Source organism: Sporosarcina sp. ACRSM (assembly GCF_022346545.1).
Classification (GTDB): domain Bacteria; phylum Bacillota; class Bacilli; order Bacillales_A; family Planococcaceae; genus Sporosarcina.
In genome coordinates this window covers 57,656-74,035 of record NZ_JAKRNU010000015.1, presented here as the reverse complement: position 1 = coordinate 74,035, position 16,380 = coordinate 57,656, and the positions used below count along the sequence as shown (strand labels likewise).

Below are 16,380 nucleotides of genomic sequence, written 5' to 3'. Positions count from 1 at the left end.
TTCGTGCTCCTTTCAAATGCCTGGTGATCAGTTGACTCGACCGATTTCAGTGACTGCTTTTTCCATGCTGCGATCATATGCTTGCAAGATTTTTTGATTGGCCTCGAAAGCGCGGTACGCCGTCAGCATATCTGTCATGGTGCGTGCAGCATCGACATTGGAACCTTCCAAATACCCTTGTTGCATCGAATACGTGACGCCTGCCACACCGTTTGCATCCGGCAGGTTCGCCCCATCTTCCGTCGCGAACAGGCCATTCCCTTGCTTCAGAAGCGTGTCCGGACGCCCCGCGAAGGAAACACCGATCGTCGCAACAGCGTTGTTCCCTGCCATGATAACACCTTCACGCGTAATCTGGAAATCGTCATTTGGCAACGCAATCCGTTGACCGTTGCTGTCGAGGACATAATAGCCCATCGGATGGGTCAAAAAGCCATTGGCGTCCAATGTGAAATTTCCATTTTTTGTGTACACTTCATTGCCACCGTCATTTTCCAGTCTGAAAAAGATCGCACCTGGAATGCCCGTTTCCCCATCTGCCGGCAAGAGGCCGTCGACGAGCGCCACGTCCGTTGTCAGTTCGGTTTCCCGCAATTGGCCTTGGATGAATAATGGCAATGTCTCCTGCATATAAACGCCTGTTGAAACCGCACCGACCGGCGAAAGTCCTTTCATCTGAAAGCCGTTTGCGGTCGGTATGCGCGCCGTCTCGATACTGGACATATACATTTCCGGAAATGAACGGATCGATGCTTGCTCCGCTTTAAATCCTGGGGTATTGGCATTCGCCATATTATTTGCCAGCATCTCTGTCTTACGCTGTTGGGCAATCATTCCTGATCCTACTGTATAAAATCCACGGAACATTTGCTTATCCCCTGCCTCACTTATTGTATTGGTGTCTGCCTGTTATTGCAGAACGCCTTTGTCGATATTATCCAATAAAATCCCCGTTCCGATTGCTACACAGTCCAAAGGGTTGTCCGAAATGAAGACGGGGACTTTCAGTTCTTCAGCAAGCAGTTGGTCTATGCCGTTTAATAACGCACCGCCGCCTGTCAGGAAAACACCACGATCAATAATGTCCGCCGATAGTTCGGGCGGTGTTTGTTCTAAAACCGATTTTGCAGCATGTACGACGAGATAGATAGACTCTTTCAATGCGTTCCCGATTTCTTCAGAATGGACGGTGATTGTGCGCGGAAGTCCAGATACCATGTCCCGGCCCCGGATATCCATTTGTTCATTGCGCCCTTTTGGAAAAACGGTTCCGACATTCATTTTAATATTTTCTGCGGTCCGTTCCCCGATCAACAGTTTATATTGTTTTTTAATATATTGTGTAATATCATTGTCAAACGTATCGCCCGCCACTTTGATGGACTGCGAAGTGACGATATCTCCCATCGACAGCACTGCGACGTCCGTCGTGCCGCCTCCGATATCGACTACCATATTCCCGCTCGGCTGGAAAATGTCCATCCCGGCGCCGATTGCGGAAACTTTCGGTTCTTCTTCTAAGAATATTTTTTTGCCGCCCGATTTCTCAGCCGCTTGGCGAATCGCTTTCTGTTCGACACTTGTTATATTCGTCGGACAACAGATGAGGATGCGTGGTTTGGATAAAAAACCTTTGACGTTTAATTTATTAATAAAATGGCGCAACATCGCTTCCGTCACGTCAAAATCTGCGATGACGCCGTCTTTCATTGGTCTGATCGCGATAATATTGCCAGGCGTCCTTCCGACCATTTGTCTTGCTTCTTCTCCAACTGCCAGCACTTTGTTCGATTTCTTATCAATGGCTACGACTGATGGTTCGTTTAAGACGATCCCTTTTCCCTTTACATGTATCAAAACGTTGGCTGTACCGAGGTCAATCCCGATATCTTTTGCAAACATTGTTCCAGTTTCCCCTTCCACCTGCATCATCTGATAATCCGTTGTATGTAACTGCTCCTAACAAATTATTTTACCATACTTAACCGTTAATGAACATACTTTAGAACCATTATTTTGGTTGGTTCATCTATGTAGAAACCTGAATTGAGCAAGATAAAACAAAAGCGGAGGGCGCTAGGTGCCCCCGCTTTTCTTTACTGTCCAGACTCCGGGCGCCAGATGCTCGGGACATAAGTCAATCCGACTCTGTGGCAAAATGCGCCACGCCGTCGAATCGCCTTATGCCTGTCGCATCTAGACAGGCGCCCTCCGCTTTTCTTTACTACCTGCTCCCTACTTCTTTCTTCGTTTCGTTCATCCATTTGATCCTTGTCGCCTCGCCGCCCCGTAAATGCCTGACAGACTTGTGATAGGCAAGTATTTTTGCGACTTCTTCCGCCAGTGCCACATCGACGTTTGGTAAACGTTCTGTAAGGTCTTTGTGGACCGTGCTTTTCGAATAGCCCGTCGCTTTTGCTAGCGCCCGTACGGTAAGTCCAGTTTCAAGCAACATTTTTCCGAGGCGCACGCATCGCCTCCGTATTTGCTCGTGCACGCCCTCTTCCTTTCCTGTCAGCTCAGAATCTTCCTATAGCTTATGCGCGCGAATGGCGAGATATGCGATGCTTGGCTGATGTGTTGTGAATTTGCGGGGGTTTGGAGGGAGGGGGTTGATTGTTTGGATGGGAGTTTGAGCGTTTGGGGAGGGGGTTGATCTCTTGGAAGCGGGTTTGAGCGCTTGAGGAGAGGTTTGATCACTTGGAAGGGGGTTTGAGCGCTTGAGGAGAGGTTTGATCACTTGGAGGTGGGTTTGAGCGTTTGAGAAGAGGTTTGAGCGTTTGAGAAGAGGTTTGATCACTTGAAAGTGGGTTTGAGCGTTTGAGAAGAGGTTTGATCACTTGAAAGTAGGTTTAAGCGTTTGAGAAGAGGTTTGATCACTTGAAAGTAGGTTTGAGCGTTTGAGGTGAGGTTTGATCACTTGAAAGTAGGTTTGAGCGTTTGAGAAGAGGTTTGATCGCTTGAAAGTGGCTTTGAGCGCTTGAGGAGAAATTTGATCACTTGAAAGTGGCTTTAAGCGTTTGAGGTAAAGTTTGATCGCTTGGATATGGCTTTGAGCGCGCCAGATGGAGTTTCATTCGCCTGAAAGCTTGTGCTCACTCATTCTTAAAGGATTTTCATATGCCATAAAAAAAAAGCCACTCCGGATTAGTCAGGAATGGCTTGTTTAGGTGTTATTGGAATCCCAATAGGGAACCTGGGTTGATAGGGACGCCGTCTTCGTGGACTTCGAAATGCAAGTGAACGCCTGCATCTTTGTTCCATTCATTTTCTGATGCGGTGCCGAGGGGTTGGCCTTGGCTTACTTCGTCACCTTTTTTAACTAGAACACCAGAAACGGATCCGTAAATTGTTTTCTTACCGTCAGCATGGGATAGAATGATTTCGTCACCCGTGAATGGGTCATTAATGACTTCTTCCACTGTGCCGCTCATTGCAGCGACTACTTCGAATGGCTGGCCAAGTACGGAGATGGAAACTCCGGTGTTTGTGACATACTGTTGGTTGAAGACCAGTAAGGAATTTTCTCGTACTTCGTCAGATGCCTCTGCGTCATAATAATCTTGTAGAATCGCTACGTCATCCAGAAGATCTTCAGAGAATGGGTATTTGAGCGTCTCCTTGGATGCGTTTGTTTCTACGACCAGGTTGTCATTCGGGGCTTGTTGTGCAATGTCTGCCGAGCCTGGGGAATCTTCTTTCATGAATGCATTATACCCCCAGATCATTCCGACGAAGACAATTGCGATACCCGAATAGACGATTGGCCAGAACCAGCTTTTTGTCTTTGCACTTTTGTTCTTCTGAGAAGGGGCTTTCGGTTTTTCTTCTCGCATTATCATCACCTCACTCGCTATTGTTTGCAAGTGATGGAGATTTTAAACATTCCGAATCAAGTGAAGTGAATTTTTTTATTTCGGTGCCGCTATAGTAGTGTAAAAGAATCCTATCTGCCGTCCATCCTTTCTGGGCAAACGCTTCTGCTCCGTATTGGCTCATGCCGACGCCGTGACCGTATCCTGTCGTTGTAATATGGACGATTTCGTTGGTCACATCGTAGGCAATATCAAAGTCGGTCGAGGCGAGTTCCAGTTGGTCCCGTACTTCTCTGCCTGTCGCTTCAAATCCGGTAGAGACTACTTTTTGGACCCGACCTGTCGAATTTCGGACGAGTTGCAGTTTTCTAAAATGGTCGGCATTCCAATTGGTCCCTAAAATTTGGTTCCATTTCGTGAGTGCAATTTCCTTTTTACGCTCGACAGTCGGTGCTACGCCCTCCTCCCCTGGACTGTCCACACTTTGTAAATAAGGGATATCACTGCCGCTAAAGTTTTGCGCGGCTTCAGTTTTGCCGTTCGAAGTGGAAAAGAACATGGCGGAAATCATTTCGTCTTCATAGACGAGGATATCGCCCGCCGTTGCCTGAACAGCCGCCTGCACTTTTTCTTCGTTCTGTTTGAACTCTTTCTTCCATCGCTCTTTCCGGTCTTTTTCAGTGGCATAGACTTGAGCCGATACATCTGCGGCAATCGGCTTTTGACCGTTTTCCGTCGTTCGTAGTGCATATGTACGTGCTGCAACGGCCTGCGCTTTCAATGCCTCTTCTTGGAATGTGACGGGCATTTCGGCAGCGACGACCCCGACGACGTACTCTTCTAGCGGAATCGGCTTGTCCACGCCATCAACGGAAATTTCAATGGAACAAAGCTGTTCTGTCGCATCCACAGTAGAACCGCTGTTTTCCGGTGACGTTTTTAACCAGATCGGAATAAAAAATAATAATAAGATGAATAGAATAGGTAGAAGTTTGTCCATGCTAGAGTATATGAGTTTGAAACGATTTTATACATATCTTTGAACAACTACTAGGATGGGATTTTCAAATTTCTACGCATGAAAAAAGGCTGTCAATTAGAGCTGACAGCCTTTCCGGTTTGAAATCAATTATAACTATTTTGCGGTGTCTTTTCCGTTTCTGTTTCTGGGGAGACGCGTACGATATCGGCTCCTAGTGCGGCAAGCTTCGTATGGAAATTCACATAGCCGCGATCGAGGTGGGATAATTCCGTCACGCGTGTCACGCCCTCTGCTACGAGCCCTGCAAGGATCAGGGCAGCTGCGGCACGAAGGTCTGTTGCAGCCACTTCAGCGCCTTGTAGTTCAGATGGACCTGTCAGGATGACAGATCTCCCTTCGATCTTAATCGAAGCATTCATTCTGCGGAATTCTTCCACATGCATAAAGCGATTTTCAAAAACCGTTTCAGTCAAGACGCCCGTACCTGTTGCCGTGAGCATCAATGCCATCATCTGGGATTGCATATCCGTTGGGAATCCTGGATATGGCATCGTTTTTAAGTCCACGGATTTCAATGGTAATTCGGCCGTCACACGAACACCTTCATCCAATTCCGTAATGACAACGCCCATTTCGCCTAGTTTCGAAATGAGAGCCGCATTGTGTTCCGGTACCGCATTGTCAATGATGACGTCGCCGCCGGTAATCGCAGCGGCCACCATGAATGTTCCCGTTTCAATACGATCGGGAATAATATGGTGTGTTGTACCAAATAATTTTTTGACCCCTTCGATTCGAATAGAGTCCGTACCTGCACCGACGACTTTTCCGCCCATTTCATTGATGAAGTTCGCCAGGTCCACAATTTCCGGTTCCTTGGCTGCATTCTCAATGATAGTCGTACCCTTTGCCAATGCTGCGGCTGTCATAATGTTTTCCGTCGCGCCGACACTTGGGAAGTCCAAGTAAATTTTCGCGCCTGTTAAGCCGCCTTCCGCTTTCGCTTCCACATGTCCATGTCCAAATGTAATTTCCGCGCCCATCGCTTCGAAGCCTTTCAAATGCTGATCGATCGGTCGTGAGCCGATTGCACAGCCGCCCGGGAGTGCAACGCGTGCGAAACCGTTACGTGCAAGAAGCGGCCCCATGACCAAAATGGATGCACGCATCTTTCGTACATATTCAAATTGCGCTTCACTGGACAATTCGCTAGAAGAATCGATGATAACCTCATCTAATTCCGGTGCATATTTTACTTTTGCATTTAAACTTTTCAGCACTTCATTAATCGTATCGACGTCTGAAAGGTTGGGTACGTCACGGATGATGTTTGGTCTTTCAGATGCCAGCAATGCAGCTGCAAGTATGGGCAATACTGCATTTTTTGCGCCTTCGACCCGGACATTCCCTCTCAGTACACGTCCACCGTTGATAATGATTTTATCCAAAATAAGTCCCTCCGACTCCTAAATTGTAGCCAAACAAAATATCTCGATCTATTGTCGTTAGTTATCGTTGTTATCAATCGCGCCTCGGCATGATTGCGTCCAGATTTTGAATTGTGAATCGAACAGCGAAGGGTTCGATTTGCCGTATTTCTGCGTTCTTTGCAGAAATTAAGGCACTTGGATAAGCACAATTAGCTCCTTTCAAAATCTGTGACATCCGCCGGAGGCTTTATCTTCGTTCAGCAAGCGTTTGAAAAATCACTGAACAAGGAAAACAAAGCCGCAGTCATCTCACCACCTACGGAAGTGAGAGTCTCCTGCTGAATGAAGATAAATTTAGCATAAAAACATATCCTATTTTACAGTGCCCATTGTCATAAGACAAGCAGCAAGTGGGCTATCTTTTCATGTGCCGTCACGTAGTCTATACTATGTATACTTTTGGCGTTTTGTGTCATTTCGTCTTCTGACCTGTAGTATACATTCCTTTTGAATGGTTGATGTAAACCTTTTCTTTATTTACCGAATGTTTTGTTTCATGTCATCGCCCCAAATACGGAGTCAGCATTACAGGTGGAAATCGCCGTCCTCTATACGTGCGGCGATAACATGGATCCATTATTTTCATTCAGCAAATAGTTCAAAGCGTTGGATATGGGAACATTTTCAACTGAACATAAACGGCAGCTTTCCTGACCAATAGGATATCTCTAAAAAGAAATTTGATACGGCCCAACCGATTGCAATGCTCAATAAAATAAATAACATTTGCGCTTGAATGACACGATTTTTTTTAATGATTTTTTCGGGAATGACAGCCTGTAATGCATAGAAAGAAACGCCGATGAAAAATATATGTGAGACGATCGCCAACAATGGCTGAAATCCGATAATTCCACTCATGTATCCATTTTCCTCCTATCGCCGTCAATTATTCGAACAGTTCGCCGGGGCACTTAATTTGTCAATAATATAAGCATTTAGCCCTAGCATTGAAAAGGCGAACAGAAGAAACATGTCCTCTGTCCGCTTTCATCAACAACTCATTTCGCTCTAGAACCGTACACGTTGATACGATTAATAGCGCGTTTCAATCCAAGTTCTGCCATTTGGTATTCTTGGGTATCTTTTTTAGCGCGAAGTTGGTCTTCTGCACGTTTTGCTGCAGCTTGCGCACGAGCAAGATCGATAGAAGAAGCCATTTCTGCACTTTGTGCTAAAACGGTGATAACATCTGGACGGATTTCAAGAAAACCGCCGTGTACAGCTACATGTTCTGTCGCGTCACCCTTTTTCAGACGAAGTGCACCGATTTTCAACGGTGCGACCATCGCAATGTGGCCGGGAAGAATCCCGATTTCGCCTGATTCAGTGACGGCAATGACCATGTTTGCGTCCGTTTCAGCAACCGGGCCGTCGGGAGTGACGATATTGACTTTAACTGTCTTCATTTTTTCCCCTCCGTGTCGATTAAATCAAATTCGCCTTGGCGAATTTGGCGCAGATTTTTATCGAGCCTTGCTCGATAACTCCTTTAAAAAATCTGTCGCATCCGCCGGGGGCTTTAATTTGATTCGGTCCTTACCGAATCAAATTAATTAGACCTCTACGCCCATGCTTTTCGCTTTTTCGATAACTTCCTCGATACGGCCGACAAGTCGGAATGCATCTTCTGGAAGGTGATCATAGCGGCCATCAAGAATTTCTTTGAAGCCTTTCACCGTTTCAGCGACAGGTACATAAGAACCTTTTTGACCTGTGAACTGTTCAGCGACGTGGAAGTTCTGTGATAAGAAGAATTGGATACGGCGTGCACGTGCTACGACCAGCTTATCTTCTTCACCTAACTCATCCATACCAAGGATTGCGATGATGTCTTGTAGTTCACGGTAACGCTGAAGCGTCTGTTGCACTTGACGTGCTACTTCGTAATGCTCTTCACCGATGATTTCAGGGCTTAATGCACGAGAAGTGGATGCAAGCGGGTCAACCGCTGGGTAGATCCCCATCTCAGAAAGTTTACGCTCAAGGTTTGTCGTCGCATCCAAGTGCGCGAACGTTGTAGCCGGAGCCGGGTCCGTATAGTCATCGGCAGGTACATAGATCGCTTGGATCGATGTAACAGAACCGACGTTTGTCGATGTGATACGCTCTTGAAGCTGCCCCATCTCCGTAGCAAGTGTCGGCTGGTAACCAACGGCTGATGGCATACGGCCAAGTAGTGCCGAAACCTCAGAACCTGCTTGTGTAAAGCGGAAGATATTGTCGATGAATAGAAGTACGTCTGCACCTTTTTCATCACGGAAGTATTCTGCCATTGTCAAACCAGTCAAGGCAACACGCATACGCGCACCAGGCGGCTCGTTCATTTGACCGAATACCATCGCTGTTTTCGTGATAACGCCGGAGTCCGTCATTTCGTGGAACAAGTCGTTCCCTTCACGTGTACGCTCTCCAACACCTGCGAATACAGAAATACCACCGTGTTCTTGGGCGATGTTGTTGATCAATTCTTGGATCAGAACCGTTTTACCTACACCCGCACCACCGAAGAGGCCGATTTTACCACCTTTGATGTATGGTGCAAGTAAGTCAACAACTTTAATACCTGTTTCAAGGATTTCAACTTCTGTTGAAAGATTTTCGAATTTCGGAGCTTCGCGGTGAATCGGGTCACGGCGCTCTGCTGCCGGGATTTCCTCCCCAAGGTCGATAATATCTCCAAGTACGTTGAATACACGTCCGAGTGTAATGTCACCTACTGGAACTGAAATCGGGGCACCCATATCTTCAACAACAGCACCACGTTGTAGACCGTCTGTTGATGACATTGCAATCGTACGTACAGAATCGTCACCAAGGTGAAGCGCGACTTCCAGTGTCAATATCACTGGGGCTTCGTTAGGACGTTCAATCTGGACCTTCAATGCGTTATAGATTTCCGGGAGCTGTCCGTTTTCGAACTTGACGTCAACAACCGGACCCATTACTTGAAGAACATGTCCTTTATTCATACTTTTCCCTCCTGTCTTACTCTTTGCCGAACAGTTTCTCTAATCAATTACGCCTCGGCGTAATTGCGTCGGGATTTTGAATTGTGAATCGAACAACGAAGGGTTCGATTTGCCTTAATTTCTGTGTTTTTTGCAGAAATCAAGGCACTTGGATAAGCACAATTAACTCCCTTCAAAATCCCTGACATCCGCCGGAGGCATAGGCTTAACTTGAAACAAGTTAAGCCTATTCAAGCGCCGCGACGCCGCCGATGATCTCCGTAATTTCTTGCGTGATCGCAGCTTGTCGTGCACGGTTGAATGAAAGTGTTAAACTATCTATCAAATCAGATGCATTATCCGTAGCAGTCTTCATCGCTGTCATACTGGAAGCATGTTCACTCGCTTTCCCATCTAGCAATGCACCGAAGATGAGGCTCTCCGCATATTGCGGAAGAAGCACTTCAAGAATCGCTTCGCTTGAAGGCTCGAACTCATAGGAAGTCGTTGCAGATGCCGATGTGATATCCGTGAGCGGAAGCAATTTCTTTTCCGTCACTTCACTTGAGATGGCGGAGACGAAGTGGTTGTAGAACAAGTAGACTTCATCGTATTCGCCTTCTGTGAACATGCCAACAGCACGGTTCGCGATGTCTTTTATCTCTCCGAAGGTAGGATGATCACTTATACCGTCGAGGCTCTCGACGATATTCATTCCTTGGCGTTGGAAGAACTCGAGACCTTTTCGTCCGATTGCAACGATACTCACTTCATCTTTCGATTTGTGACGCTCTTCGATTGCACGAGTTACCGCACGCAGAATATTGGCGTTATAACCACCAACGAGTCCACGGTCCGATGTGATAACGATATAACCCGTCTTTTTCACAGGCCGCGAAATAAGCATCGGATGGCTGGCGTCATTCGTACCGGCTGCAATTGAACTGACGACTTCCTGAATTTTCTCCATGTATGGAACGAATGCGGTCGCGTTCATTTCAGCACGGGCCAATTTGGAAGCGGAAACCATTTGCATCGCCTTCGTGATTTGACTCGTCTTCTTCGTCGATTTAATACGGTTTTCTATATCGCGTAATGATGCCACTGACATTTCACCACCTTATCGTTTTTTAGAGGATGTCCGAAAAGATTGTCGTTGCGTTCTTCTTTCTTTTCAAACATCCCTCTTTTGATCGAACATCGTCGGACTGTTGTTGTCCAACTGTTTTATTGCTTATTCGGAAGCGGCAAAGGTCTTTTTGAACGCATTGATAGCTGCTACCATTGCGTCATCAGATGGAAGATCTTTTGTCGTGCGAATATGATCATATACGTCAGTGTGGTTCGTTTCGAGCCAGCTTAGTAGTTCGCTTTCGAAACGGAGAATGTCTTTCAACGCAATATCGTCAAGATGTCCGCGTGTCAACGCGTAAAGGATGACGACTTGCTGCTCGACTTTGAACGGTTTGTTCAAGTCTTGTTTCAAGATTTCAACAGTACGCGCCCCACGGTCAAGCTTCGATTGTGTTGCAGGGTCGAGGTTGGAACCGAATTGTGAGAACGCTTCAAGTTCACGGTACGCAGCCAAGTCTAGACGAAGTGTACCTGCAACCTTTTTCATCGCTTTGATTTGTGCCGAACCACCTACACGGGATACGGAAAGACCGGCGTTGATCGCTGGACGTACACCCGAGAAGAACAAGTCCGATTGAAGGAAAATCTGACCATCCGTGATGGAGATTACGTTCGTCGGGATATAAGCGGAGATGTCCCCTGCTTGCGTCTCAACGAATGGAAGTGCTGTAATTGATCCTGCACCTAGCGTGTCGTTCAACTTCGCTGCACGTTCAAGTAGACGGGAGTGAAGGTAGAAAACATCACCTGGGTAAGCTTCACGACCTGGAGGACGACGAAGTAGCAAGGATAGTTCACGGTATGCAGCCGCTTGTTTGGAAAGGTCATCATAAACGACAAGGACGTGTTTACCTTGGAACATGAATTCCTCAGCCATTGTGATACCTGCATATGGTGCTAAGTATAGAAGTGGAGCAGGTTGTGAAGCAGAAGCCGTTACGACGATTGTGTAATCAAGTGCGCCGTGTTTACGGAGTGTTTCAACAACTCCACGAACTGTAGATTCTTTTTGACCGATTGCGACATAGACACAGATCATGTCTTGGTCCGCTTGGTTCAAGATCGTATCGATTGCGACAGTCGTTTTTCCTGTTTGACGGTCACCGATGATCAATTCACGTTGTCCACGTCCGATCGGAACAAGTGCGTCGATCGCCTTGATGCCTGTTTGTAGCGGTTCGTGAACGGATTTACGTGCCATAACCCCTTGGGCAGGGCTTTCAATTGGACGTGTTTTTGTCGTTGCAATTGGACCAAGTCCGTCAACTGGTTGACCGAGTGGATTTACAACGCGTCCGATTAGTTCTTCACCGACAGGTACTTCCATAATACGGCCTGTACGACGTACTTCATCGCCTTCTTTGATGTCTTTGTATGGCCCTAGGATAACGATACCTACGTTGTTCGCTTCCAAGTTTTGTGCCATTCCTAAAACACCTGTTGAGAACTCAAGAAGTTCTCCAGCCATGACGTTGTCGAGGCCATGAGCACGTGCGATACCGTCACCGATTGAGATAACTGTACCTACTTCGCTCACTTTCATCTCAGATTGATAATTTTCAATCTGCTGTTTTATGAGAACACTGATTTCCTCAGCTTTGATGCCCATGTATGTCACCCCTCAAATTTCAGATTTATGATCCGATGAGATCCCGTTTCAGACGCTCGAGCTTCGCGCTCACGCTGCTGTCATAAATGCGGTTACCGATTTGGAGACGGACGCCCCCGATCAGATTCGGATCGATGATATTGTCAATTCGTAAAGACTGTTTACCGACTTTCCGTGCGAACGCAGTGGAAATGGATTGGTTCTCAACGTCTGTTAACGGACGTGTAGAGTACACTTTCGCTTCAGCGACGCCTGCTGCATCATTTGCATATGCGTTAAACTCATCGACAAGGTGAACAACCTCATCTATGCGCTTCCTGTCGATCAGGACGGACAGCGTATTCAAAATGAGCGGGTTGGCTCCTTTAAATAGGTCTGTAAGCAGTTCTTTCTTTTTCGTTACGGATAATCTCGGAGATTCAAGCAATTGCCCGAGTTGTTCATTGTCTTGGAAAGCCTTTTTCAGTTCTTGTAGATCTTCCAGAACTGGTCCGGTCTGTCCATTTTTTTGTGCCAATTCAAACAATGCGAGGGCATAGCGTTGTGCCGCTACCGATTGGCTCATCGGCCTTCGCCTGCCTTCACAATCGTTTCTTCGATCAATGCGCGGTTATCCTCTTCGGAAATTTCTTTCCCGAGTACTTTAGACGCTGCAAGGATGGATAGTGATACGAATTCTTCGCGGACTGCCGCAATGGCTTTGTCCTTTTCAGTTGCGATTTCGACTGCAGCCGCTTCTTTCATGCGGCCCACTTCTGCACGCGCAGCTGTGATCAATTCTTCACGCTGTGTTTCCCCTTGTCTGCGGGCGTTTTCAACAATCTCTTGTGCGTTATCACGCGCTTCTTTTAACAATTGACGCTGTTCTTCAAGAAGTTTTTGTGATTCTAGACGACTTTTTTCAGCCGCATCGATCTCATTCGCGATCAACTCAGCGCGTTGATCCATGACACCCATAAGTGGTCCCCATGCAAATTTTTTCAAAAGAAGCATGAGTATCGTGAAAAATACGACTGTGACGATGATATCACCGAGGTTCAGTCTGTTGTTTAAATCTGCTAAAAATCCTACAGTAGCATGGTCCGCTACGTGGATGAAGGTATCCATAAACACGATTGTTTCACTCCCTTCAAGTGCTTCTACCTTTTTATTTGAAAATTGGAATGCATTTCTTTTTGCAATTCATAAATTTCTCTACATAAAGGAATGGCGAAGGACCTCTTACTGCGCTCTTCGCCATTTTGTACTTAGTTCTTCATAATTAGCGGTTCATGACGATAAATGCAACTACTACTGCGATGATTGGAAGTGCCTCAACAAGAGCAACCCCGATGAACATTGTCGTTTGAAGTGCACCGCGAAGTTCTGGTTGACGTGCAATCCCTTCAACTGTTTTAGAAACGATAAGACCGTTACCGATACCTGCGCCAAGTGCACCAAGACCGATTGCGATAGCTGCTGCTAATAGACCCATAGTATAATTTCCTCCTAAGTATAGTTGTATTTTGTTTGTCCACCCTGAAATTGGGTAGTATATGTTTAATGATCCGTGCTCACTTTATGTGAGATATAGACCATCGTTAACATAACGAAGATGAATGCTTGGATCGCCCCGATAAAGACCGAGAATCCTTGCCAAGCGAGTGCCGGGATCAATGCTCCAGCAAAACCAACAGCACTGGAGGCCCCAAGTGTTGCAAGTAGACCGATGAGGATTTCCCCTGCGAAAATGTTACCGTAAAGACGTAGACCGAGTGTCAGCGTGTTTGCGAATTCTTCAATAATTTTCAATGGGAAGAGGAACGGCATCGGTTTGAAAAAACCTTTCCCATACTCTTTGAACCCAAGAAGTTTAATACCATAGTAATGCGATAGCGCAACGACCAAGGCTGCAAGTGTCAGCGTTACAGTCGGATCCGCTGTAGGTGATTTCCACCAAAGATTCCCATCCCAATAAATTGCAAATGGCAATCCAAGGACGTTTGCTACGAAAACGAACATAAGCAGTGTGATTCCGAGAATATGGAAACGACCGCCCGTTTTCCAGTCCATGTTATTTTTAATGATACCTTTCACGAAATCCATGACCCATTCCATGAAATTCTGCATGCCCGTCGGTTTCATTTGCATTCTGCGTGTAGCTGAGACTGCGATGAGGAATACGATGAGACATGTAACGAAAAGCATTAAGATGTTTGACGCGTTAAAAACAATACCGAAAAGTTCAAAATTAGGATTTCCGTGGTTCACGTTTCGTTCACCTCCCTCTAACAATCGAATTATTCATACTGTTTGTGGAATATGATCCTATCAGCCAGTAACAGGATGTATGGAATCATAAGACCGATCACCGTACTGACCATGTCAATATGTTCCGGCAGCGAAATCGCGATAGCGGCCGCGGCCATACCGGATGCGAAACGCATCGCTGTCCCTATTGATGCTCCTCCTTTTCCTTTTGAAACGGAATCATCAAATCGCTTCATTCTACGGACAAGAATCCAGAAATTATACAATCCAAAGAACGATCCGAGTATTAAACCTGCGAAAATCGTTTGATAATCAGTGAATCCCCATCCGAGAACGAACAATGCGAGCAAAAAAAAGACGCCTTTCCTTTGCCGGTTATGTATTTCTTGCAGTGTTTGCATGATCGGTTATTCTCCTGATTCTTGTTTTTTGGATAGTATGGAGCATTGCTGCAATGCCTTCTGAAAGGTCATGCGCAAGCAATTCAAAAGGAAAAGCGGGGTGGTTCCCGTTCCGCCGTCCAGCCTGTTACTTGTCCAGTCGTCAGTTTCCGAAAATTCCATGGGTATATGGAGATTGCCATAAGACTGAGTTATGACTTCTACCAAAAGTATCCCCCGGTTCCGGTTTACTTCCGCTTTTCCTGTAGGCAAAGACTCCGAAAAGGATAGAACCTAGAAATTATACATTTTTGTCGAAGTAGAGGCGATTTACAGAAAGTACTTCTTACCTATTGACAATCCAGAAGCAATTCTCGCGCAATTCCGACATGGTTAGGCAGTCGTGATAGCAAGCGTTCATCATTTCGCCATGCAACTCTGTTGCATGTATATGAAAAACCCCTATCATTCTTACCCTTTGTAAGCATACAATAGGCATATTTTGATGTCAATTGATTCCCGTGAAATTCTTCACAAAGTGTTCGTTTTGTCAAACAATCGACAAAATTGAGGGGATGGCTTGTTCTAGGGGTTTCCCTTAGTAGAAAAAGCGACCGGATTTACCGGCCGCTTGTGGATGCTTTTATTGTATAGAAGTTAAGTATTCTTTCAACGCTTCGACGATTCGTTCGGAAGCGTGTCCGTCGCCGTACGGGTTCGATGCTTGGGCCATTTTTGTGTATTCGTCTTTGTCGGAAAGGAGCGTGTCTGTCAATTCGAAAATCGTCTCCTCATCCGTTCCCGCGAGTTTCAATGTGCCGGCTTCGATCCCTTCAGGTCGCTCGGTTGTATCGCGCAAAACGATCACCGGCTTCCCAAGTGACGGTGCTTCTTCTTGGATACCGCCGGAATCGGTCAAAATAATGTGGGCGCGTGCGGCAAAGTTGTGGAAATCGACCACTTCAAGCGGTTCGATCAGATGTACGCGATCGTTGCCTCCAAGAAGTTCGTCAGCGACTTCACGGACTGCCGGGTTCATATGCACAGGGTAGATGATTTGGACGTCATCATGCTTTTCCAGCAACCTGTTGATGGCACGGAACATATTGCGCATCGGATCACCGAGGTTTTCCCTGCGATGTGCTGTCAATAAAATCAGCCGATCCGTTCCGATTTTATCGAGAACAGGATGTGAATATTCTTCGAGCACCGTCGTCCGGAGTGCATCGATTGCCGTGTTACCTGTAATGTAGATGCGCTCTTTCGGTTTCCCTTCGTCCAATAAGTTACGTGCCGATTTTTCGGTCGGTGAAAAATGAAGATCCGCGAGCACCCCAGTCAATTGGCGGTTCATCTCCTCCGGATATGGGGAGTATTTGTCCCATGTACGGAGCCCCGCTTCCACATGACCGACCGCAATCCGGTTGTAAAATGCCGCGAGACTTCCGATGAAAGTCGTCGCCGTATCTCCGTGAACGAGCACGATGTCGGGTTCCGCTTCCTTCATGATTCGATCGAGTCCTTCCAGTCCGCGCGTCGCGACATCGACGAGCGTTTGCCGATCCTTCATAATATTGAGATCGTAGTCGGGCGTGATGCCGAATGTTCCGAGTACTTGGTCAAGCATTTGTCGGTGTTGAGCCGTTACCGTTACAATCGACTCTATATCATCCGCATGCTTTTGCAATTCCAGTACGAGCGGCGCCATTTTGATGGCTTCGGGCCGCGTGCCGAAAATCGTCATCACTTTCCATTTCTTTGTCAAAACG

17 protein-coding genes are annotated in these 16,380 nt (G+C 46.5%); all 17 read right to left on the bottom strand.

Features of this window, described 5'->3' with window-relative positions:
• Window positions 1-27: 27 nt before the first annotated feature.
• On the bottom strand, window positions 28-867 hold the full coding sequence (locus MHZ95_RS19020) for a flagellar hook-basal body protein (protein ID WP_239392374.1): 840 nt from the start codon (window positions 865-867) through the stop codon (window positions 28-30).
• A gap of 42 nt (window positions 868-909) precedes the next feature.
• Window positions 910-1,902, bottom strand: coding sequence for a rod shape-determining protein (mreB, locus tag MHZ95_RS19015; RefSeq protein WP_239392373.1), 993 nt, complete (start codon window positions 1,900-1,902; stop codon window positions 910-912).
• Window positions 1,903-2,224: 322 nt separating this feature from the next.
• Entirely contained in the window at window positions 2,225-2,497 is a 273-nt protein-coding gene (locus MHZ95_RS19010; RefSeq protein ID WP_239392372.1) for a sporulation transcriptional regulator SpoIIID, read from the bottom strand.
• A gap of 676 nt (window positions 2,498-3,173) precedes the next feature.
• Window positions 3,174-3,836: a M23 family metallopeptidase gene (locus MHZ95_RS19005; protein WP_239392371.1), complete on the bottom strand. Its 663-nt coding sequence runs from the start codon at window positions 3,834-3,836 to the stop codon at window positions 3,174-3,176.
• 10 nt (window positions 3,837-3,846) lie between these two features.
• A complete protein-coding gene (gene spoIID, locus MHZ95_RS19000) occupies window positions 3,847-4,815 on the bottom strand; it encodes a stage II sporulation protein D (protein WP_239392370.1) in 969 nt (322 codons plus the stop codon).
• A 125-nt stretch (window positions 4,816-4,940) separates the two neighbouring features.
• The gene (murA, locus tag MHZ95_RS18995; protein ID WP_239392369.1) at window positions 4,941-6,245 is read right to left on the bottom strand and encodes a UDP-N-acetylglucosamine 1-carboxyvinyltransferase; all 1,305 of its coding nucleotides are present in this window, start codon (window positions 6,243-6,245) and stop codon (window positions 4,941-4,943) included.
• A gap of 666 nt (window positions 6,246-6,911) precedes the next feature.
• Complete coding sequence (locus MHZ95_RS18990; protein WP_239392368.1) at window positions 6,912-7,148, bottom strand: DUF1146 family protein; 237 nt, start codon at window positions 7,146-7,148, stop codon at window positions 6,912-6,914.
• Between the two features lie 140 nt (window positions 7,149-7,288).
• Window positions 7,289-7,696: a F0F1 ATP synthase subunit epsilon gene (locus MHZ95_RS18985; RefSeq protein WP_239392367.1), complete on the bottom strand. Its 408-nt coding sequence runs from the start codon at window positions 7,694-7,696 to the stop codon at window positions 7,289-7,291.
• Window positions 7,697-7,843: 147 nt separating this feature from the next.
• A complete protein-coding gene (atpD, locus tag MHZ95_RS18980; RefSeq protein WP_239392366.1) occupies window positions 7,844-9,259 on the bottom strand; it encodes a F0F1 ATP synthase subunit beta in 1,416 nt (471 codons plus the stop codon).
• A gap of 226 nt (window positions 9,260-9,485) precedes the next feature.
• Window positions 9,486-10,343: a F0F1 ATP synthase subunit gamma gene (locus MHZ95_RS18975; RefSeq protein ID WP_239392411.1), complete on the bottom strand. Its 858-nt coding sequence runs from the start codon at window positions 10,341-10,343 to the stop codon at window positions 9,486-9,488.
• Between the two features lie 129 nt (window positions 10,344-10,472).
• Entirely contained in the window at window positions 10,473-11,981 is a 1,509-nt protein-coding gene (gene atpA / locus MHZ95_RS18970) for a F0F1 ATP synthase subunit alpha (RefSeq protein WP_239392365.1), read from the bottom strand.
• A 25-nt stretch (window positions 11,982-12,006) separates the two neighbouring features.
• Window positions 12,007-12,546: a F0F1 ATP synthase subunit delta gene (locus MHZ95_RS18965; protein WP_239392364.1), complete on the bottom strand. Its 540-nt coding sequence runs from the start codon at window positions 12,544-12,546 to the stop codon at window positions 12,007-12,009.
• The gene (gene atpF / locus MHZ95_RS18960; protein ID WP_239392410.1) at window positions 12,543-13,088 is read right to left on the bottom strand and encodes a F0F1 ATP synthase subunit B; all 546 of its coding nucleotides are present in this window, start codon (window positions 13,086-13,088) and stop codon (window positions 12,543-12,545) included. Before atpF ends, MHZ95_RS18965 begins: the two co-directional genes overlap by 4 nt.
• Window positions 13,089-13,242: 154 nt before the next feature.
• On the bottom strand, window positions 13,243-13,455 hold the full coding sequence (gene atpE / locus MHZ95_RS18955; protein ID WP_239392363.1) for a F0F1 ATP synthase subunit C: 213 nt from the start codon (window positions 13,453-13,455) through the stop codon (window positions 13,243-13,245).
• A gap of 65 nt (window positions 13,456-13,520) precedes the next feature.
• Window positions 13,521-14,231 carry a F0F1 ATP synthase subunit A gene (gene atpB / locus MHZ95_RS18950; protein WP_239392362.1) on the bottom strand — a complete coding sequence of 237 codons (711 nt, stop codon included), beginning with the start codon at window positions 14,229-14,231 and terminating at the stop codon, window positions 13,521-13,523.
• A 29-nt stretch (window positions 14,232-14,260) separates the two neighbouring features.
• On the bottom strand, window positions 14,261-14,632 hold the full coding sequence (locus tag MHZ95_RS18945) for an ATP synthase subunit I (RefSeq protein WP_239392361.1): 372 nt from the start codon (window positions 14,630-14,632) through the stop codon (window positions 14,261-14,263).
• A gap of 622 nt (window positions 14,633-15,254) precedes the next feature.
• Window positions 15,255-16,376 (bottom strand): non-hydrolyzing UDP-N-acetylglucosamine 2-epimerase, encoded by a 1,122-nt coding sequence (gene wecB / locus MHZ95_RS18940; protein ID WP_239392409.1) that lies wholly within the window; start codon window positions 16,374-16,376, stop codon window positions 15,255-15,257.
• Window positions 16,377-16,380: the final 4 nt, after the last annotated feature.

Bases quoted from the DNA above. Each gene is read 5' to 3' on its own strand.
- atpD (WP_239392366.1), bottom strand. From the start codon at position 9,259: ATGAATAAAGGACATGTTCTTCAAGTAATGGGTCCGGTTGTTGACGTC.
- MHZ95_RS18985 (WP_239392367.1), bottom strand. From the start codon at position 7,696: ATGAAGACAGTTAAAGTCAATATCGTCACTCCCGACGGCCCGGTTGCT.
- MHZ95_RS18945 (WP_239392361.1), bottom strand. From the start codon at position 14,632: ATGCAAACACTGCAAGAAATACATAACCGGCAAAGGAAAGGCGTCTTT.
- mreB (WP_239392373.1), bottom strand. From the start codon at position 1,902: ATGTTTGCAAAAGATATCGGGATTGACCTCGGTACAGCCAACGTTTTG.
- MHZ95_RS19005 (WP_239392371.1), bottom strand. From the start codon at position 3,836: ATGCGAGAAGAAAAACCGAAAGCCCCTTCTCAGAAGAACAAAAGTGCA.
- MHZ95_RS18965 (WP_239392364.1), bottom strand. From the start codon at position 12,546: ATGAGCCAATCGGTAGCGGCACAACGCTATGCCCTCGCATTGTTTGAA.
- MHZ95_RS19020 (WP_239392374.1), bottom strand. From the start codon at position 867: ATGTTCCGTGGATTTTATACAGTAGGATCAGGAATGATTGCCCAACAG.
- atpE (WP_239392363.1), bottom strand. From the start codon at position 13,455: ATGGGTCTATTAGCAGCAGCTATCGCAATCGGTCTTGGTGCACTTGGC.
- atpF (WP_239392410.1), bottom strand. From the start codon at position 13,088: ATGGATACCTTCATCCACGTAGCGGACCATGCTACTGTAGGATTTTTA.
- atpA (WP_239392365.1), bottom strand. From the start codon at position 11,981: ATGGGCATCAAAGCTGAGGAAATCAGTGTTCTCATAAAACAGCAGATT.
- MHZ95_RS18990 (WP_239392368.1), bottom strand. From the start codon at position 7,148: ATGAGTGGAATTATCGGATTTCAGCCATTGTTGGCGATCGTCTCACAT.
- spoIID (WP_239392370.1), bottom strand. From the start codon at position 4,815: ATGGACAAACTTCTACCTATTCTATTCATCTTATTATTATTTTTTATT.